We start from the raw sequence: 19,684 nt of genomic DNA, 5'->3' as shown, positions 1-19,684 counted from the left end.
TGATGGACTTTTTCTTCCTTTGACCACTGCGTTTTGTCCTTCATTCGCCCTATGATGAACTTTTTCTTGCTTTACTCCTTGGGTTTTGTCCTTCATCCGCCTTTTGATGGACTTTTTCTTCCTTTGATCATTGCGTTTTGTCCTTCATTCGCCCTATGATGGACTTTTTCTTCCTTTGATCACTTCGTTTTGTCCTTCATTCGCCTTATGATGGACTTTTTCTTTCTTTACTCCTTGCTTTTTGTCCTTCATTCGCCTTATGATGGACTTTTTCTTTCTTTACTCCTTGCGTTTTGTCCTTCATCCGCCCTATGATGGACTTTTTCTTGCTTTACTCCTTGCATTTTGTCCTTCATCCGCCCTATGATGGACTTTTTCTTCCTTTTCTCCTTGCGAAAAGTCCATCACACCAAGCTTCATCATCCCTATTAACAAAGAAAGCAGGGAAATCTCAATCGAAATTTCCCTGCTACACTTGTTATTTATTTTGCTCAAGGCATTCGTAAACAGCCATCATTTCTTGCTTGTCTAACTCGCGAATTCGGCTGAAAATCGGAATATTTGCAGCAGCTTTGGTGTATAAGCTTTCATCCACAACATCGCTGACTTTTCCTGTTAGCCATGTTTGCACGTTAATGCCCTCGACGCTTTCTTTACGTCCTTCATCATTAACGCCCGTTTCCTCACAACGAACACATGGAATCGTTAATTTATAGACGCCATCATGGAGTCCATCCTCGGAAATGACTTTCTTTCCTTTACAAAATGGGCATGGATCGCTTTTTCTAATTTTATTGATTTGTGTCACTAGTTTTTTGTAACCGAAGGCTTCATACACATAGGTGAGTTTTTTATATTTTCCATTTGTGAAATACTTGTCAATTATCGCTTCTCTCGTCTCTGTAATCCCCGGAAAATCGCAGATCGTTACCTTGTTATTCATACTGATCGACTCCATATTGCCACTAATTTTCTCCCAGAATGGCAACGCATTTTGTAGAACAATTTCATAGTGAGAAAAGCTTGCCTCTTCTAGTTCAAGCATTTTCAATGCAACTTGTGTTTCTCTTGGCAATAAGGAGACGTCCTCTGTTAAAACCATATCACCGCCAACAACGGCCTTTAATTTTTCTAATTCTGGCAGATTTCCAACTTTCCCCAACACTTGATCGAGTGGCTGTTGGATCAGCTCTCGTATATCAGTATCACCAAATTTAAGCTTTCTACGATGGTTTAACACCGTTCCCTCACAAATTGGGCAAGTGATCATTTCTTTCGATTCTTTCATCCGATCTTTAATGATTGATTTCGAAATGAAGATGTAACGGCCAATAATTAAATTGAAGCCCTCCCATGTCCGTGAAGCTTTGCCTGCTTTATCATAAAATGACTTTTCCCAATATCCGTATAAATACGTGTGCTTTTCTGCTTCCGTCATCTCATTATAGCTTTTGCTTATATCCTGACCGAGTTCATTCTTGATTTCATCAAAGAGAAACTGCAGCTTTGGGTATTGATAGTATTTTAAAACTTCCATTACGTCTGGATGCAATTGCCCATCCCAAAATGGCACGGTTTTGTCTTGAATCACGACATCGATATCAAACTTTTCAATGACGCGGCGGCCCGAGCAGCTTGGACAATGATTGTCTTGATGATAGAAATCGAAGCTCTTCGTATCCTTATTCGTTGGATGTGCTGCGACAAGATGGTTGATTAGACCGCCCATCTCATAGAGAAAACTATATTGGCTATACAAATGCCGTTCAAGATCAATTGCAATGACAGGAGCAATCACATCTGATTCGTATTCACCGTAAATCAAACGGGCCATGGATGATAAGCTTTTTAAAATGCCGCCCTTATAAATGTTTTCAGCATTTTTAAAATAGGCAATTTGATCTTCTTTTACATAAGAAATGCCGTTTTGCTCTTTGAGAGTCGATGAAATATGTGATGGAAGTGTGATCTCTTCCTGATTTTTCATTCGAACATATTCCTCATGGCTCACAACATCTAGATGCTTCACAGGCGCAAGCTGTCTTTTCCCAAAATCAACGATATAATCGGAGCTTTCCAGCATATAGGCGTTATGTTCAATCATCATGATCGAGACCGCTTCATTTTGCAGGATGTCTCTGATGCTATCAATGAATTGATTTAATATATTTTGTGATAGCCCTTTTGAAGGCTCATCAAAAATAAAAAGGGTGTGTGGGTTTCGCGAGTTGGCAAACAGCTCGGAAACTAAATGCACACATTGAAATTCACCAGTTGAAAGATCACGCGTCTTTCTTTCTAATGTTAAATAGCCGAGTCCTAGCTTGATTAATAGACTTAAGCGTTTATAAGCAATGTCTTCATTTGGCAGTTCCTCTAAAATATCTTCAATCGAACGCTCAAAAAGATCATCAATTTCTTCACTATATTTTACGAGCTTTCTTTTAATATCAAGGAATGTCGCAACCGTGGATCGACTCGTAATCGACTGGTTTCGATCTTGGCCGACCATCACGAGTTTATCTTTTGGGTAACGCTTGAGAAAGTCCTTAGCGATACACTCATTCACAAGTGTGGATTTGCCGCAGCCTGACTCACCCGTAAAGGTGACCAGTCTATTTTTCGGAATTTGAATGTCATCTATTTGAATATTACGGCAATAGAGATCTTGAAATTGGTAGTATTCTGCAGGCGCCGTCTCATTTCTTTCACAATGAATCGGTTGAGGGCGTGGGGATTCCTCAACAATTTTCCCGCCATATTTCCCGCTGCCAGGTCCGAAGAACAATTGCTCATCTGTAATATCAAGCACCGTGTCCGAATGATCAATAAACCAAATTTGATTTTTTAAGCCTAATTGTTTAATCTCTTCTAAAATTTTCAATAAGGTATGGTGATCAAGACCGACGGAAATTTCATCAATGACAATCACCGTGTTCTCACTCGCTGCCATGAATTCTGCTAAATAAAGCCGCGTTAATTCTCCACCAGACAATGTGCCCATGATCCGATTGATTGTTAAATAGCCAATATTCATCCGGATCATATTTTGGAGAATAAGCTGTTTCGCTTCACTAATATGTAATTCCTCTGCAAGGGAATGGATTGTTTCAATGCTTAATTGATTAATATCGGAAATAGCATGTGGTTGATTCAATATTTCGATCGTATATTGGAGGACTTCTCGGTTGTAGCGTTTGCCTTCACACTTTTTACATTCCACATTTTTCGTTGTTCCTCGTCCTTTACACGCTTTACACCAGCCTAATTCATTATTAAATGAAAACATTTCTGGCGACAGATTAAATTGTTCAGCAAGATGCTGGCGAATTTCTTTGAAAACGCCTGTATGCGTACCGATCGTTGAACGTGGATTGGAAGAAATCGATGATCTGCCGAGAAAGAGTACTAAAGGCATCTCTTCCATTTTTATCGCACTGAAATTCGTCTCCATAATATCTGGAAATAAATACTGATATTCTGCCTTTGGCAATAAGGAAACGAGACGCTTCTTCGATTCTTCGCCAATTGTTTGACAAAGCGTCGTTTTCCCAGAACCCGACAATCCAGCAATGCCTAATGATTGATTATCTGGAAGGTCAACATCTAACCGGGTAATATTGTTTGCAATTAATTGCTTAATTTTCATTTGCATTCTCCTCTACATTCTCTAAATCTAGTATAGCCATGTTAGCATAACTTCAAATGAATTGGCAGAATTTTTTTAGAAAAGGTCCTTGTATGAAATGGGAGACCCTATTTTTCACAAAATAAAAGAGATGCCTCAGCATCCCTCTCCTTAACGAATGTTTTCTGTTTTATATTCTTCCACATACTCTTCATAATCCAAGACTTCAATGGCGTTTGACCAATGCAGGACAGTTCCGACAAAGTCTTTAATATCTAAGCCTTGCATTTCATATGTTTCGTCCGTATTGACTGTGCCAGTCGCATTTTCAATAAATGTCACTTTATATCCTCGATCAAAGGCCGAGATAGCGGTAAACATACAGCAAAACTCTGTGTTAAAGCCGGTAATAAAAAGGTGTTTGACACCTAATTTTTCTAATGTGCTAGCAAGTTCTGTTTGAAAGAAGGAGCTTGGCGTTTGTTTCTCTAGTACATAGTCAGCATAGTGTTTCAAGGAAGGATGCAGCTCAGAACCAACAGAATGCTTATACAATGAACTTTCTTCTTCGTCATCCAAATGCCTCATAAAAATGACTGGCTGTTGATTCTCTTTGAAATCCTTGATTACATGTTCCATTAATGAAAGTTCTTCTTTAAAATCACCAAAATTAACAATGCCATTTTGTACATCTATGACTAATAGTGCTTTCACTTTCTCACCTACCTATTTGTAATAGGTACATACTTCTATTTATTGTTAAAAAATCCCTTCCCATTTCGCAATCTTCTGTTCATCTCCTCAAGAACTCTTCTCCTTCTTCTGTAAAAGCACTGCCGCAATCACTATGACCCCTTTAAAGGCTTCTCGCAAAAATGGCGGGACACCAAATAAGTTTAAGAGATTGTTCATGACAGCAATAATGAGCATTCCATAAACAGTGCCAAGGATAAATCCTCTCCCGCCCATCATATTTGTTCCGCCAACAACAGCTGCGGCAATGGCGTCCATTTCCATGCCTCTTCCAGCATTTGAGAAGTCCATTGAACCGATTCTCGACACTTGAATAATGGCTGCAATCGATACGAGAAGGCCCATAAGTGCATACACACGCAGCTTCACCTTTTCAACGTGAATGCCAGAAAGCTTTGCTGCACGTTCGTTGGAGCCAACTGCGATAATTTGTCTGCCAAATGTCGTTCTTTTGGAAACATAGTAAAGGATGAGGGCGATGATTGCCCAATAAATAATTGGCATGATCATGAAGTTCCCAATTTTAAAACTAGCAATCTGTAAAAATTCCGCTGGCACCTTTGGATTGTAGCCTTGCATGAAATGCTGTGTGACGCTTCGAAAAATCATCATCGCACCTAAGGTCGCAATGAATGGCGGCACTTTTCCTTTTGTAATCGATACCCCTATTAAAGAACCTAGTAAATAGCCAAAAAGCAACACGACGAGAATCGTAATGATAAATGCCGGCACACCTGTTATTCCAGCTGCAACAAGAAACCCTTTCGTCCCTGTGTCAAGAAGCATCATTGATAGAGCACCCGTGACAACAAGCGTAGAGCCAACTGCTAAATCAATGCCACCTGTCATAATAACAAAGGTCATCCCTAACGCAACGATCGCTGTTGCAGCATTGTTTCGCAAAATATTGATCCAGTTATTTGTCCAGGCCTGAAACCAGCTGCCAAAAGAATCATAATCAAAGCCCAAAACCAATGTTTGCAGGATGATCATGATGATTAGGGCAACGGCAATGCTAAAAAGTGGATCGTTTGACCATTTATATTTAAACCATTGAAAAAAGTTTCGCTTACTATTTTTAGGAACATGATCCAGGCTCGGTTTCATCTTTGTTCATCCCTCCTTTTGCAAAAGGCAGTTGGCCGCCCGTTGCCAGGCTCATAATTGCATGCTCATTCATCGTTTCTCCTGCAACCTCCCCTTGAATGACGCCATGATACATCACGAAAGCCCTGTCACATAGACGAATGATTTCATTGGCCTCACTTGAAAGCACGATGATAGCAATTTTTTCTTCGGCAAGCTTCATAATGATGTCGTAAATATCTTCCTTTGCACCGACATCGACTCCCTGGGTAGGATTGTCCAATATGAATAGCTTCGGCTTTGCTGCGAGCCATTTCGCTAAGATCACCTTTTGCTGATTTCCCCCTGACAGACTTGTAATCCGATCAGTCAGCTCGCCCATTTTTATCCGTAATGCCTTGCGCTGTTCTTCAAAAGTCGCCTGATGCTGCCGCCTGTTGATCGTGCCCTTTTTCGAAAAGGCTGGCCATGTAACGATCGAAGCATTCTCGATAATATCCATATCCTTAATAATTGCGTTTTCCTTCCGATTCCGTGGGAGATAGGCAATACCTGCTTTAATCGCCTGTTGGGTACTCCGTATGTTTATTTCCTCATCATGTAGAAACATTTTTCCTGCCATCATTTTCTCCGCACCAAAAATCGATTGGAAGAGCTCACTGCGCCCATCACCAAGAAGACCGGTAAAACCAACAATTTCCCCTTCCTTAATCGAAAAGCTAATCTCTTTGAAAAAAGGGCTGTTCGTAAGACCTTCTGCACGCAAAAATTCCTTGCCGATGAATTTCTCTCTTTTTAACGATTCAGTCCTCACCTCGTGACCGACCATGAAACGAGCTAGATCATTCGTATTCACCTCAGCCACATTGCCTTTGGCAACAAGATTGCCATCGCGGAGTACGAGATAACGATCACAAACTTGCATCACCTCATTCAATTTATGCGAGATAAAAATAATCCCGACCTGATGCTCCCTCAATGTTTTCATCATTTTAAACACACGTTCAATTTCCTGATCGGTTAAGGAAGTCGTCGGCTCATCCATAATAATGAACGAAGCATTCGTCATCATCGCTCGGCAAATTTCAATGATTTGCTTATAGGATGCATCAAGATCACGAACCATCATGCCCGGTTCGAGATCGACATTCATTTGCTTAAAAATCGCTGCCGTTTCTTGCTGCATTTTTTCTAAATCCAGACTCCCTCTTTTCGTTTTCAGTTCTCTTCCTAAAAACATATTTTCATAGATTGGCAAATCGTTAATTAAATTCAATTCCTGGTGGATGAAGGCAATGCCCGCCGCTTGCGATTGTCCAGGCGTTTTAAATACGACTTCCTTTCCACCGACGAGAACGGCGCCTGAATCCATTTGATGGACACCACCGAGAATATTCATTAAGGTCGATTTTCCTGCGCCATTTTCTCCGAGCAATGCACAGATTTCCCCGCCTTTAAGCGTAAATGACACATCCTTAATAACATCATTGCTGCCAAAGGATTTCCTAATCTTTTTCATTTCGATCATAGCATCACATCCAAATCTTAGTAGAAGAAGAGAGGCTATAGCATTTGCCATATCCTCTCTTTCGTATGTTTATATGTTAGTAAGGGGAGTTGGCATCAATGAATTCTTCATAATTGTCTCTGTCGACGATTGTTGTTGGAATAATCGTTTCTTTTTCTACTTCTTCTCCTTTTAGTACTTTAAGGGCAACATCTACCGCATCCTTTACCATCGCTGGGCTGTAGAGGGCGGATTGAATCCAAATGTCTTCATTTTCAGGCATCATATTAAAGTACTCCTGCATGCCGCCACCGCCTGTGACAACTTTAATATCTGTTCTGCCTGCTTCTTTGATCGCTTGCAGCACACCGATCGATGTTTCGTCATCCATTGAATAGACCGCATCGATTTCTTTTAGGCTTGTTAAAATATCCGCAAAATCCTTTAAGCCATCTTCACGTGTAAACTTAGTCGCATACGTATGAAGCTCCATATTCGGGGCAATTTCTTTGATCGTATCTGTAAAGCCCTTGCCTCTCAGCTCAGAAACCGATCCGGATGACGGTACTTCAAGAATGACGACATTTCCCTCTGTGCCAACCTTGTCTACAATGTATTTCGCTCCTTGAATGCCCATATCCTCGTTGTCTCCAGCGACGCGATAAATATCAGCGGAATCAATGACAATATCAAAATTAACTATCTTAATGCCTTCATCTAATGCACGCTGGATCGGCACTTCCATTCCTTCCCACTGCGGGAATGCAACGATCGCTTCAGCGCCCCATGTCATTAAATCATCTAGCTGAGATGTCATTTCCTCTGCATTGCTGCTCGTTTGGATTTGATACTCGATCTCACTATTAAGCTCCTTTGCACGTGCTTCTGCATGGTAAGCAACCGCAGCCACCCACCCATGTGTCACAGCTGGGGCGAGAATGCCAATCTTGTGTTTCTTTCCTGCATCCTCTCCAATGTCCTCGCCTTCATCTGTTGTTTCCGAGTTGCATGCACTTAAAACAGGAACCAAACACAACACAAGCAATAGAAAGAGATAAGTAATCTTTTTCATGAACTTTTTCCCCCTTTTTATTAAAGGCTGTTTTTGCAAATATTGGCGTTTTGAACCCTTCTTAACTACCAATTTTTCCTTCTTTTACAAATGCGGGCGTTTTGAACCCTTCTTAATTACCAATTTTTCCTTCTTTTACAAATACGGGCGTTTTGAACCCTTCTTAACTACCGATTTTTCCTTCCTTTACAAATACGGGCGTTTTAAACCCTTCTTAACTACCAATTTTTCCTTTTTTCACAAATACGGGCGTTTTGAACCCTTCTTAACTCCCAATTTTTCCTTCCTTTACAAATTTGGGCGTTTTGAACCCTTCTTAACTACCGATTTTTCTTTCCTTTACAAATACGGGCGTTTTGAACCCTTCTTAACTCCCAATTTTCCCCTTTTCACAAATACGTTTTTTTAATTACGAGCTTAACTGTACCTGATCAAATAACCAAGTGACAAAAACGCTTACATTTTTGAAAAAACAAGAGGGAGTATTGCTGAGAATGTGGGTGCTAGTTAAACCATTATGATCTCCCCTGTTTCTAACGATGCTTCAATCGCCTTCAATAGTTTAAGCGTATACCATACATCTGCTAAAGGAATGACCTTGTTTTCTTGATTTGATTCCACACATTGAATGAAGTAGGCAAGTTCATTTTGAAACGCATCTTCCTCGGCTACATCTATGGGAAATGACTGCTCGTGACTGTAGTAAACAAGCTTGCGTTCATTTATTTGCTCGATGTTTTCGCCGGCGGCCACACGGTATTCCACTGTTCCTTGGATCGCTTGTGCCCTGAACGACATCGTAAATGGATAGCTCTTAGGCATTCGGTGAGAGGCTTCAACAAATGCTTGGCAATTATTTTTAAAAGAAAGAGTCGTTAGGATCTGATCCCAAGCTCCAAAGTTGTTTTTCATGCCGACTGCATACACGGATTTCACTTCACCAAGTAAATACGTGGCAAAATCGATATCATGGATATGGAGATCAAACAGTGCCCCACCGCTTTTCTCTGGATGGCGGAACCACTCACTCCATGCTGGTGCCTGACCGAGCCGTTTCGCATGAACAATTTCAATCTCACTTAATTTCTCCGATTCACTAAGCGATTTGATCTGCTGATATTCTGGCCAAAACCGGAGCAGATGCCCGACAAACAATCGGACGCCATTTTCACGGACTTCTTTTAAAATCCGTTCAGCAGAATCAAGTGTCAATGTTAATGGTTTTTCGCAAATAATATGCTTTCCCGCTCTTGCCGCCTTCGTAATATATTCCTCATGTAAAAATGTCGGCAAGCAAAGATCGATTATATCAATCTCATTAGAGCGCAGTAACTCATCATAGTCAGAAACAAAGATTCCTTGAAAATCGTCTCCAATCGCTTCTTTATTTTTCGTACAAATGGCCGTTATCTGGCAATTGTCCAGCGATTGATAGGCTTTCAAGTGCATTTTCCCAACAAATCCAAAACCGACGAGGCCAATGTTTTTCATCTTGTCCTCCTCACTCTAGTAATCTTGAAAGATAGGTGTAGGACCTTCGAACGGCCTCATTCACTTCTTCCAAACTAGCAGGACCTTCTGGGGTAAATTCAATTTCCACACTAATTGGCCCTTGATAATTCGCTGTTTTTAAAATGCCGAGAATTTTGCGGAAATCTAACTCGCCATCCCCGATCGCGGGAAAATTCCATTCTTGATTGGCTCCCCGTTTATCCTTGAGATGGATAAATGCTACATTGTCGGCGGATGCTTCTAAATCCTCATAGGGCATCGTATTCCCATAGAAAATCACATTTGCCGTATCATAATTGATTTTGACGCGGTTATTTAGGGAATGAGCCAGTTTTTTCAAGGCAACACCTGTCGGATAATTATTGCCATGTGTTTCAAATGCAAGCACTTTATTTGCTTGCTCACACTTCTGAATGACAGCCTCTATATTCCGAGCCAACACCCTTTCATCCTCAATCACATCTGAATCATCATGCGAGTTACCTGTCGCTGTAATCATGTATGGGCAATCAAATGTAACCGCCAAATCGATGCTCTTCATTAAATTTGCGATTCCTTCTTCATTCATCACATTGCTATGGGCACCAATGCCTACACATTTCATGTTGTATTCCTGAAGCAAAGCCTTCACATTACGAAGCTGTTCGGATGACATCTCTGGTAGCACATGTGCCGTATGATCCTTTACAGCAGATAATTCGATTTGTGTGAACCCAGCTCTACTTGCCCCTTTGACTGCCTCCTCAAGTGAAAACCCGTGATACGTATTCGAATTAATTGCAAGCTGCTTCAACATTTCGCCGACCCTCCTGTCGATATGTAATTGATTACATGGAAACAGCTGTATCCTTTCGTAAAAACAGATACTTAAAACTATGTAATCCATTACATATTTAGTATGAAAATATGACTTTTGCAATGAATATATTCTATAAGCCAAGTATTTGATCAATGACCTTTAGACAAGCTAGTGCTTGCTTTCCAGTAACGGGTGGCTCCCGATCATTGATAATGCAATCAATAAAAGCATCAATTACTCCGGTGTTCGTTTGGTTCTCATTTGTTTGAATTGGCTCTAGTTCATATTTAATGACTGTGCCATCTTTCTTTTCGATAATGAGCTGGGCTTCTGGATGCTGATAGATTTTGATAATCCCACCCTCGCAATAAATCGTTGTGGAATTGTCTTCTGCCCCGTAATACGTCCATGAAAAGGAAGCCGTTCCTAATCGACCCCTTTTTGTCTTCAATGCACAGACTACATTGTCGCAAACCTCAATTTTTTCGCCCGTTTCGTCCACCTTATCAAGCGCCCCATGAAACGCATGCACCACATCAATCTCATCATCTAGTAAATAATGGATTAAATCGATTTTATGAATGCCAAGATCACCAGCAACGCCTGAGTACGACCGATCCTTTTTAAAAAACCATGTCGCATTTGATTTGTCTACGCCCCAGCCTTCTGGCCCTTGATGCCCAAAGGTTGTTTTAAAGGTTAACACTTCACCAAGTTCTTTTTGATCAAGCAGTTCTTTCGCTTTTTGATGGGCTTTCGTAAAGCGCTGGTTATGGTCGATCATTAATTTCTTGCCTGATTTGCGTTCTGCTTCTAGCATTTTTTCAGCAAACGCCACATTGATCGCTAAAGGCTTTTCACATAACACATGCTTGCCGCTTAATAATGCATTGGATGTATGGATATGATGGACTTCATTAGAGGAGCAATCACTAATTGCTGTAATCGTCGGATCATTGATTAGTTCGTCCACTGTTTCTACATAACAGCCGCCAAATTCCAGTGCCAATTCCTTTGCTCGCGCTGCATTCCGGTCATAGAAAACAAGTTCCGTCACATGCGGGTTTGCTTGATACTCTGGTGCATGACGGAATTTCGCAATCGAACCGCAGCCGATAATCCCTACTTTTATTCCCATTCTGAAATACCTCCTTACCCCATTGTTGACTCACGAATAATTAAATCATGATCAAGCACAACGCTTTCCACCTGCTCCCCCTTCATGCTTTGCATAAGCAAATTGGCAGCAGTACAGCCCATCTTGTACATCGGCTGTGAAACGGTCGTCAATGTCGGATTCGTCATATTCGAAAAACTAATATTATCAAAGCCTACGATAGCGAGATCATTCGGGACATGCAGCCCACTGCCATTAATTCCTTTTAAGGCACCAATTGCTAATGTATCCGAAACAGCGAAGATTGCTGTTGGCTTTTCCTCTAGCTCTAGCAGCATCCTTATTGCTTGAACGCCATTTTGAAATTCCAAGTCTTTCGTGTGGTAAATCCATTCAGCTCGGGTGGGGAGATTAAACTCCTTCAATGCTCGCTCATACCCGCTCCTTCGCTGTCTCGCATATAAAAACTTTTCATCTGAATTAATGAGTGCAATTTTCTCATTGCCTAATGTAATCAAATGCTTCACCGCTTGATAGGCCGCCAGCTCACTATCAATCGTCACATACGGAATACTTCCGCCTTCCTCATACTCACTGCAGAGAATCACAGGGTGACTCTCCGCTAATTCATTCAGCTTCTGCATATTGACGGTCGGATCCATCGAAATAACCCCATCCGCCAATTTATTCTTAATCATATTGAAGTAAATATTTTCACGCTGCGGGTTCGAATCCGTCTCACAAAGCAGGATATGATAGCTGTTGGCAATCGCCGTCGTTTGAATCCCATTAATAATGTCTGTGTAAAAAGGATTAGAAACACTAGGAAGCAGCACTAATATAAGCCGGCTTTCCGAGTTTCGCAGATTTCTTCCTAGCATACTCGGCTCATAATTCAATTCCTTAATCGCATTCTCTACCTTTAGCCTCGTTTTTGGGCTAACCGATGCCGCATGATTCAGCACCCTTGAAACTGTTGCTACAGATACACCTGCTTTTTGAGCTACCTGCTGGATATTTGCCATGATCGTTTCCCTCTTTCATACTCTATGACAGAAATTTGTAATCGATTACAAAATGATTTTCGAATGTATTGGCTTGTTAATCAATATATTATGATAACGCGAGAAATATAGCTGAATTATATAAAACTTCTTTTTGTAGAGGTTGATTTGCGCTTTGGGATGCTCAACAAACCAACGGGAAACTCTCCCATAATTCCCGCAGGGCGTGACACACCGCACGAAGGAAATGTGCATGCTTTTACGAGTCTCTCGCACACTTGCGCTCCAACCAACTTACCTTTTTCAACCGTTTATTACGCTCTAGTTTTTTATAATCTATTTAAAATCCCATGTAACGGATTACAAAATAACTTTTTAAGGATGGTGCTTTATTATGAAATTAGGCGTGTTTACTGTGTTATTTTCAGATAAGAATTTAGATGAGATGCTTGATTATGTGAGTTCGATGGGGATTGAGGCTGTGGAGCTTGGGACAGGCGGGTATCCTGGGGATGCGCACTGCAAGCTCGATGAATTGCTTACTGAGGATGGGAAGCAGAGGGAATTTTTAGAAAAGATTGCGAGTAGAGGATTAATCATCAGTGCCCTGAGCTGTCATGGAAATCCGCTTCATCCGCAAAAGGCAATCGCTGAGGATGCGGATGCTGTATTTACAAAAACACTTCAACTGGCAAGCAAGCTTGGCGTGCCTGTCGTCAACACGTTTTCAGGCTGCCCTGGTGACCATGATGATGCGAAATATCCGAACTGGCCTATCTCCCCTTGGCCAAATGAATACCAAGAAATTTTGAAATGGCAATGGGAAGAAAAAATCATCCCCTATTGGAAGGAAAAAGCAGCACTTGCTGAACAGCTCAATGTAAAAATCGGCCTAGAACTACATGGCGGATTTTCAGTACATACCCCTGCTACACTATTACGTCTGAGGGCGGCATGCGGCTCAGCAATCGGCGCCAATCTCGACCCAAGCCATATGTGGTGGCAAGGCATTGACCCAGTGGAAGCGATTAAAATACTCGGACGAGAAAAAGCCATTCATCATTTCCATGCGAAGGATGCAATTATCGATCAAGTGAACACGAATCGAAACGGCTTAACCGATATGACGTCTTATAGCGACATGCAAAACCGCTCCTGGTACTTCCGCACAGTTGGATTTGGGCATGATTCAAAGGTTTGGGCAGATCTCATTAGCACGCTTCGACTGTATGGGTATGATTATGTGGTGAGTATTGAGCATGAGGATGGGTTGATGTCTGTGGATGAAGGGTTTCAGAAGGCGATTCAGACGTTGAAGCCGGTGATGGTGAAGGAGTCGGTTGGGGGGATGTGGTGGGTTTAGGTAAATCTTTTGCCTCGAATGATTTCTGGACTCACTTTTGTAATAATAGAAACCGTTAGAAGGGCTAGACTACCGACGGTTTCTATTATTTGTTTTTTGCAAATTACTAAATCATATGATCCGAGCGATTTTCTTTTGCTTTACTCAAGGAACCGTTATTATGCGGACACAGGATCTCTTATTTTGCAAAAACATGCCTAAATTCTCGCTTTTGCGGACACCAGTTCCTTTATTTAACTCAAATCACTTAAATAGTTCTTCTAAATAGCTAATAGCGGAACGTGAGTCCGTTTCATTTACTAATCATAGGCTTTTTACTGCAATAACGGAATGTATGTCCGCAAAATTTCCGTTCAAAGGCAGGATCATACGCTTACCCATTCACGCATCTGCATTCCAATTTCTTAATATCCTCTATTAGCATTTCAACATTTTCCTTTTTTGTAGCCCAGCTTGTACAAAATCTAACAACACTGTGGGCAGCATCCACCTTTTCCCACATGGAAAAGGAATATTTATTGCCCAATTTCATTAACACATCATTCGGTAAAATAGGAAATTGTTGATTTGTTTTGGAATCATATTTTAATGAAAACCCTTTTGCAACAAACGCCTCTCGAATCATCATCGCCATTTCCACAGCGTGATTCGAAATTTCGTAGTATAAACCATCTTCAAACAACGTTTCAAACTGGATCCCTAATAATCTCCCTTTAGCGAGTAATCCTCCCTTTTGCTTGATAAAATACCGAAAATCCCTTTTAAGATGATCATTCATAATGACTACTGCTTCCCCAAACAATGCGCCAATTTTCGTTCCACCGATATAGAACACATCACAAAGTCCAGCAATATCTGCTAAGGATAAATCACTGTCTTTCGAGACCAGGCCATAGCCTAATCGTGCGCCATCCATAAACAGCGGCAACCCTCGTTCCCGGCAAACTTTGCTTAATTCCTCTAATTCAGATTTACTGTAAGTTGTCCCATTTTCAGTCGGGTGAGAAATATAAACCAATCCTGGCTGAACCATATGCTCATGAGTCACATCATTCCAATGAGCATCATATAAATCTTTCACCTGTTCAGCTTGAATTTTTCCATCCTCACTCGGCAAAGTAAGCACTTTATGGCCAGTCGCTTCAATCGCTCCCGTTTCGTGTGCAGCGATATGACCCGTAATTGCAGCAACTGCCCCTTGATGCGGGCGTAATATGGAAGAGATAATCGTCGTATTTGTTTGTGTTCCTCCCACTAAAAAGTGAACATCTGCATTCTCTGCATCACATGCTTTTCTAATATACGTTCTCGCTTTTTCACAATGTTCATCCGTCCCATACCCAGGTGTCTGCTCTTCATTGGTTTCTATTAGCCGTTTCAGAATGCGCGGATGCGCACCTTCAGCATAATCATTTTCAAAACGGATCATTCATAGTCCCTCCAACCATCTAATTTCTTCTGAATCAACAACATAGACGTATGTATTTCGTTAATTTCTTCTTGTGACAAGCCTTGCAGTAATTTCACTATTTGTTCATCCTATTTTTCATTTAGTTGATTAAATAAAGCGATTCCTTTAGGTGTCAATCGAATCAAACTCGTTCTGTTATCCACCGTCGAAAATTTCTTGCTAATTCATCCATCTTTACTAAGCTTAGCAATGATTCCACTCATATAACTGCGATCAATATCCAGATTTTCAACTAATTGATTTGCGATACATTGTTCCAAGAAACCAATCTCTAAAATGACCCTTGCCTCTGTAAAAGAATAGCCCGTATTCAATACATGCTTCTCTAATAAACCAAGGATATTCGTATAAAACCGATGAATTGTCGAATATCAGCTATGACATAATCATTTAGGATCATTGTCGCCCCCTTTAGCGGACTATGTCAACATAATAAATGCTTAAAACAGGTTGCACAATAACGTCTAAAGCGACATTTGGGCATAAAAAAAGAGAGATTTTGTTAATCTCAATTGTGAATGTAGTGTGTTTAATAAACTGTATTTTTTTAATTGTAAAAGATTATTTTGCCCGCTTTTCTAAATCCTTTGCTGTCTGACTCGTCTCTACTTCTTTTTCATTTTTTAATGTCCCAAATAATACGTCTACAAATGGAGTGGAAACGCCATACCAATAGTTTTCATTTTTATAGTGATGGAGGGTATGCGTCTTTTTCACCCAAATACCTAGTTTTGTTTTCGGCTTGATTGGACGATGAGCTACATAATGCTTCCATTCATAAATGAGAAGCATGAGAATGGTCCCAGTGATAAACGATATGGTTCCAACGACCGATTGGACGATTAAAAAGAAGATGCCTGCTGCAATGAGTAAATTAGGAATGCTATACCAGAGTGGGAGGAACAATAGCTTTAAGTCATTTGGATGTTTATGATGATCATAATGGAGACGTTTCAATAATTTTAGGAAAAAAGGATTTTTCGGCGTTTTTAAGTGAAAGAAATAGCGGTGTGTTAAATATTCTGTAAACATGTAAGTAACTAATCCTATTATAAAAAACAGCATGTATACCCAAGTAACTCCTTTTACTAGTACGAAGACCGTTGCGATACTAAATACAACCAGCATAAAAAGAATATCAAAATGAAGAAAAAAATCCCGATACAACCCTTTCTTTTTCATGATTCCTTCGCCCCTTCACTTTTCTTCATCCATAGCACTAAGCTTTGTTCCATCATCATTTTTGTCAGCTGTTCTGTTGCTTCCACATCCCCCTTCAAAAGAGATAAAACAAGATCATCATAGTATTGGCTTGACACTTTCCTATGCAGTGGCTCACTAAAGTATTTTTCCGCCATCGGAATATATATGTCTGCGAAACTATTTAATAGCAATCGATAGATCGGATTTGGGGAGAGCTGTGCAAGATTTTGATGTAAAGTCCAATCAAACACTGCATACGATTTGGCATCATCCTGAAGTTCGTCAAGCTTCGTAAATAACGCAATCACCTTCACTTGATTATGTGCTACCGCCTCTTTCATATAAGCAGGAGCAAGTGCAATTCTAAGACCGAGCATATATTCAATAAATACATTCGGGATTTCCTCATAGCACTGCAAAATGTCTACAATCGTCATGAGATTTCCATATGACCAATAATCATTCACAACAGCAGGCATCCCTTTGCGCGCAGCGATCCACCCATCTCGCTCTAAACGCTGAAGCGCCTCCCTTATCGTCGGTCTGCCAACCTGATATTTCACAGCCATTTCCCTCTCCGCTAATAAGGGCTCGTTCACTATATATTCTCCTTCTAAAATAGCTGAGATTACTTTTTTACAAATCAATTCAGAAGATCGCAGCTTCAAACGTGTATTCCCCTTTCTTTTCAATTGGTCATACCAATAAGACCTTTGGTATTACCAATATATTATTGTTTATTGATTTAAGTGTCAATATATTCTTAAAATTATAAAAATAATGAAAATACAAGTTGACAAACTGCCTTTTTAAGTGTAAATTGATTAATAATTTAATATTTTCAAATTTTCTTATCCAGAGAGGTGGAGGGACTGGCCCTTTGAAGCCTCGGCAGCGGACTTTTTAAGTACTGTGCCAATTCCAGTAGCGAAATGCTACAAGATAAGAAGAGCGGAACATTTATGTATGTAATCAGCCCTCTTCTTATTTTTATGAAGAGGGTTATTTGTATTAAAAAAATAAAAAAGTAGGGAGAAGATTCAAATGACAAAAACATTAGTAAAGGCTCCATTTCGTGCTGATCATGTAGGAAGTTTGTTACGACCAGAAAGAATTCATCAAGCAAGAAAGGATTTCCAGGCAGGAATACTAACTGCAGGAGAGCTTCACGAAATTGAAACAGAAGAAATCAAAAAAATAGTGGATAAGCAAATTGAAGTAGGCTTACAAGCCGTGACAGATGGGGAGTTCCGCCGCAGATTCTGGCATACTGATTTCCTTGAGCACTTAAATGGGGTCGAAGGGTATGTGCCTGAACACGGTTTTAAATTTAAAGGCGAAGAAACGGAACGATATGATGTGCGTGTTGTTGGTAAAATTTCTTTTAACCAGGACCATCCGCATATTAAAGACTTTGTAGAATTTAAAGAAATTGTTGGCGATCGTGCTGTTGCTAAACAAACGATTCCAAGTCCGAATCAATTATTTAATGCTGGGATTCGCACTAAGGAAATCTATCCGAACATTGAAGAATATGCAAATGATGTGATTCAAACCTATCGGGATGCCATCAACGCTTTTTATGAGGCCGGTTGTCGATACTTGCAGCTAGATGATGTTTACATAGCTGGCCTGAATGCGCCTGACATTCCTTTTAATGATAGCGGTGCGACTCGCGAGGAATTAATTGAATTGGCATTGAAAGTCGTAAATGGTGTGCTTGAGGATAAACCAGAGGATTTAATCATTACGACTCATCTTTGCCGGGGCAACTATCGTTCGAATTGGGCCTTTGAAGGCAGCTATGCAAAAATTGCGCCCGTCCTGTTTGCGAAAGAGAAAGTAAACGGCTTTTTCCTTGAATATGATGATGATCGTTCAGGCGATTTCACGCCATTAGAATATATTCCAAATGATGGCCCTCAGGTTGTTCTTGGCGTATTTACATCCAAGCGTGGCGAATTAGAAGCGAAGGAAAACATTATTGCACGTGTGAAAGAAGCTTCTCAGTATGTGCCACTTGAGAATTTATGTATTAGCCCGCAGTGTGGCTTTGCTTCTACGCATCATGGGAATATTTTAAGTGAAGAAGAGCAGTGGGGGAAGTTGAAGTATATTGTTGAGATTTCTAAAGAGATTTGGGGATGAGGGATGTGGAGTGAACACCGTTTGGGATGGTGTTCGCTTTCCTTTTATTATTTTTGGTCCGGAGAAGAAACAATTGAAATTCGCTTTCGGTCCGAAGTTAAGAGCCTCGCTATTAAAACATGCCTTGAAATAGGATTGATAGAACCAGTGTAGGGGCTAATCGTCGATCGGATTTTACCGAATTTACCTGCTGTGCTCAATATTTTCGGGGAGTTGCTTGACCTTTTTTAAAAGGACTGTAGTACCGTTAATAATTCATAAAGATTATTTTTCCTAGGGTTTATGGACCCTGAATCCGTTAATGCATGAAAATGAAGGATTTATTGTCATATTTTTCGTAATTAACGGATTCACTGTCCATCAAATTCGATTTAGGTATAGATGTTAGTGGTGTAGCGGATTCTATGTCTAATTCACATATCCGCATTATAATTGCCTCTTTTGCAATTCTTTGAAATTCTCCGAAAGTGAGGATTTAACAGAAGTTAGGTCATATAAAATGAGGGCTTGATTGTGTTTAGCAAACCGAATTTCCTCTTTGATTTCCATTTGCCCTTTTTCTAGACGAAGTTGTCCAGCTCCAAGATTAACTAATTCCTTTTCCATTGTTTTAAATCTTAGATTCGCATCATCTTGCCAAGTCTCAATATTCGCGAAGCGTTGATCTGCCTTTTCTTGCCATGCCTCTATATTCGCAAAACGTTGATCTGCCTTTTCTTGCCAAGTCTCTATATTCGCAAAACGTTGATCTGCCTTTTCTTGCCATGCTTCCATTCTTTCAAGGCGTTGGTCCATTTTATCAAATCGTTCTTCCGTTCTTTTTTGCCCATCTTTGATGTCGGATACTTCCGTAAGTATCTGCTTTAATAATTCCTCCATGTTTTCACCCCCCTTCTTTTATGATTTTAACATATAGGGTTTAAATATCGGTGTTTGTCAAGATAGTTGTCGCATTTCACTTGTTTGCTAGTGTAAAAATGTTAGGGGTTACTACCGCGCTTCGCTTGGTGGCCTTCTCATC

General features: G+C 40.4%; 16 protein-coding genes and 1 riboswitch. Of the genes, 2 read left to right on the top strand and 14 right to left on the bottom strand.

Translation table 11 applies throughout. The annotated features are described in order from the left end of the window. Window positions 1–478 precede the first annotated feature (478 nt). The 9 genes from J2Z40_RS13300 to J2Z40_RS13260 all read right to left on the bottom strand — a co-directional run bounded on the left by J2Z40_RS13300 (window position 479) and on the right by J2Z40_RS13260 (window position 12,499). Complete coding sequence (locus tag J2Z40_RS13300; protein ID WP_066392344.1) at window positions 479–3,649, bottom strand: ATP-binding cassette domain-containing protein; 3,171 nt, start codon at window positions 3,647–3,649, stop codon at window positions 479–481. Window positions 3,650–3,799: 150 nt separating this feature from the next. After that, entirely contained in the window at window positions 3,800–4,342 is a 543-nt protein-coding gene (locus J2Z40_RS13295; RefSeq protein WP_066392342.1) for an isochorismatase family protein, read from the bottom strand. An 87-nt stretch (window positions 4,343–4,429) separates the two neighbouring features. After that, on the bottom strand, window positions 4,430–5,488 hold the full coding sequence (locus J2Z40_RS13290) for an ABC transporter permease (RefSeq protein WP_066392339.1): 1,059 nt from the start codon (window positions 5,486–5,488) through the stop codon (window positions 4,430–4,432). Continuing rightward, complete coding sequence (locus J2Z40_RS13285) at window positions 5,460–6,995, bottom strand: sugar ABC transporter ATP-binding protein (protein ID WP_066392338.1); 1,536 nt, start codon at window positions 6,993–6,995, stop codon at window positions 5,460–5,462. Before J2Z40_RS13285 ends, J2Z40_RS13290 begins: the two co-directional genes overlap by 29 nt. Before the next feature lie 76 nt (window positions 6,996–7,071). Further along, a complete protein-coding gene (locus J2Z40_RS13280; protein WP_066392336.1) occupies window positions 7,072–8,046 on the bottom strand; it encodes an ABC transporter substrate-binding protein in 975 nt (324 codons plus the stop codon). Between the two features lie 507 nt (window positions 8,047–8,553). Beyond that, a complete protein-coding gene (locus tag J2Z40_RS13275) occupies window positions 8,554–9,537 on the bottom strand; it encodes a Gfo/Idh/MocA family protein (RefSeq protein ID WP_066392334.1) in 984 nt (327 codons plus the stop codon). 10 nt (window positions 9,538–9,547) lie between these two features. Continuing rightward, window positions 9,548–10,354, bottom strand: coding sequence for a sugar phosphate isomerase/epimerase family protein (locus J2Z40_RS13270; protein ID WP_066392331.1), 807 nt, complete (start codon window positions 10,352–10,354; stop codon window positions 9,548–9,550). 133 nt (window positions 10,355–10,487) lie between these two features. Further along, on the bottom strand, window positions 10,488–11,495 hold the full coding sequence (locus J2Z40_RS13265; protein WP_066392327.1) for a Gfo/Idh/MocA family protein: 1,008 nt from the start codon (window positions 11,493–11,495) through the stop codon (window positions 10,488–10,490). Between the two features lie 14 nt (window positions 11,496–11,509). Then, window positions 11,510–12,499: a LacI family DNA-binding transcriptional regulator gene (locus J2Z40_RS13260; RefSeq protein ID WP_066392325.1), complete on the bottom strand. Its 990-nt coding sequence runs from the start codon at window positions 12,497–12,499 to the stop codon at window positions 11,510–11,512. A 373-nt stretch (window positions 12,500–12,872) separates the two neighbouring features. On the opposite strand from J2Z40_RS13260, the gene J2Z40_RS13255 reads away from it, so the two are divergent. Further along, window positions 12,873–13,841 carry a sugar phosphate isomerase/epimerase family protein gene (locus tag J2Z40_RS13255; protein ID WP_066392322.1) on the top strand — a complete coding sequence of 323 codons (969 nt, stop codon included), beginning with the start codon at window positions 12,873–12,875 and terminating at the stop codon, window positions 13,839–13,841. Between the two features lie 373 nt (window positions 13,842–14,214). Here the strand turns inward: J2Z40_RS13255 and J2Z40_RS13250 are convergent, their stop codons facing one another. The 4 genes from J2Z40_RS13250 to J2Z40_RS13235 form a co-directional block, all read right to left on the bottom strand. Then, complete coding sequence (locus J2Z40_RS13250; RefSeq protein ID WP_066392320.1) at window positions 14,215–15,270, bottom strand: threonine aldolase family protein; 1,056 nt, start codon at window positions 15,268–15,270, stop codon at window positions 14,215–14,217. A gap of 206 nt (window positions 15,271–15,476) precedes the next feature. After that, the gene (locus J2Z40_RS19835) at window positions 15,477–15,626 is read right to left on the bottom strand and encodes a hypothetical protein (RefSeq protein ID WP_245350100.1); all 150 of its coding nucleotides are present in this window, start codon (window positions 15,624–15,626) and stop codon (window positions 15,477–15,479) included. 247 nt (window positions 15,627–15,873) lie between these two features. After that, entirely contained in the window at window positions 15,874–16,494 is a 621-nt protein-coding gene (locus tag J2Z40_RS13240) for a sterol desaturase family protein (protein ID WP_066392316.1), read from the bottom strand. Next, window positions 16,491–17,162 (bottom strand): GntR family transcriptional regulator, encoded by a 672-nt coding sequence (locus J2Z40_RS13235; protein ID WP_245350101.1) that lies wholly within the window; start codon window positions 17,160–17,162, stop codon window positions 16,491–16,493. Before J2Z40_RS13235 ends, J2Z40_RS13240 begins: the two co-directional genes overlap by 4 nt. A 201-nt stretch (window positions 17,163–17,363) precedes the next feature. Then, window positions 17,364–17,464, top strand: a riboswitch (SAM riboswitch). Between the two features lie 95 nt (window positions 17,465–17,559). Between J2Z40_RS13235 and J2Z40_RS13230 the strand changes: the two genes are divergently transcribed. Beyond that, window positions 17,560–18,663 (top strand): 5-methyltetrahydropteroyltriglutamate--homocysteine S-methyltransferase, encoded by a 1,104-nt coding sequence (locus tag J2Z40_RS13230; protein ID WP_066392306.1) that lies wholly within the window; start codon window positions 17,560–17,562, stop codon window positions 18,661–18,663. A gap of 426 nt (window positions 18,664–19,089) precedes the next feature. Here the strand turns inward: J2Z40_RS13230 and J2Z40_RS13225 are convergent, their stop codons facing one another. Continuing rightward, window positions 19,090–19,542 carry a hypothetical protein gene (locus J2Z40_RS13225; RefSeq protein ID WP_066392301.1) on the bottom strand — a complete coding sequence of 151 codons (453 nt, stop codon included), beginning with the start codon at window positions 19,540–19,542 and terminating at the stop codon, window positions 19,090–19,092. Window positions 19,543–19,684: the final 142 nt, after the last annotated feature.

It is taken from the genome of Cytobacillus eiseniae, assembly GCF_017874625.1.
Taxonomy (GTDB): Bacteria; Bacillota; Bacilli; order Bacillales; family Cytobacillaceae; genus Cytobacillus; species Cytobacillus eiseniae.
The sequence above is the reverse complement of the archived record's forward strand: the minus strand, read 5'-3'. Positions and strand labels throughout refer to the sequence as shown.

Coding starts and splice junctions, on each gene's coding strand:
- J2Z40_RS13280 (WP_066392336.1), bottom strand. CDS start 8,046: ATGAAAAAGATTACTTATCTCTTTCTATTGCTTGTGTTGTGTTTGGTT.
- J2Z40_RS13270 (WP_066392331.1), bottom strand. CDS start 10,354: ATGTTGAAGCAGCTTGCAATTAATTCGAATACGTATCACGGGTTTTCA.
- J2Z40_RS13230 (WP_066392306.1), top strand. CDS start 17,560: ATGACAAAAACATTAGTAAAGGCTCCATTTCGTGCTGATCATGTAGGA.
- J2Z40_RS13225 (WP_066392301.1), bottom strand. CDS start 19,542: ATGGAGGAATTATTAAAGCAGATACTTACGGAAGTATCCGACATCAAA.
- J2Z40_RS13290 (WP_066392339.1), bottom strand. CDS start 5,488: ATGAAACCGAGCCTGGATCATGTTCCTAAAAATAGTAAGCGAAACTTT.
- J2Z40_RS13255 (WP_066392322.1), top strand. CDS start 12,873: ATGAAATTAGGCGTGTTTACTGTGTTATTTTCAGATAAGAATTTAGAT.
- J2Z40_RS13275 (WP_066392334.1), bottom strand. CDS start 9,537: ATGAAAAACATTGGCCTCGTCGGTTTTGGATTTGTTGGGAAAATGCAC.
- J2Z40_RS13300 (WP_066392344.1), bottom strand. CDS start 3,649: ATGAAAATTAAGCAATTAATTGCAAACAATATTACCCGGTTAGATGTT.
- J2Z40_RS13260 (WP_066392325.1), bottom strand. CDS start 12,499: ATGGCAAATATCCAGCAGGTAGCTCAAAAAGCAGGTGTATCTGTAGCA.
- J2Z40_RS13285 (WP_066392338.1), bottom strand. CDS start 6,995: ATGATCGAAATGAAAAAGATTAGGAAATCCTTTGGCAGCAATGATGTT.
- J2Z40_RS13240 (WP_066392316.1), bottom strand. CDS start 16,494: ATGAAAAAGAAAGGGTTGTATCGGGATTTTTTTCTTCATTTTGATATT.
- J2Z40_RS13265 (WP_066392327.1), bottom strand. CDS start 11,495: ATGGGAATAAAAGTAGGGATTATCGGCTGCGGTTCGATTGCGAAATTC.
- J2Z40_RS13250 (WP_066392320.1), bottom strand. CDS start 15,270: ATGATCCGTTTTGAAAATGATTATGCTGAAGGTGCGCATCCGCGCATT.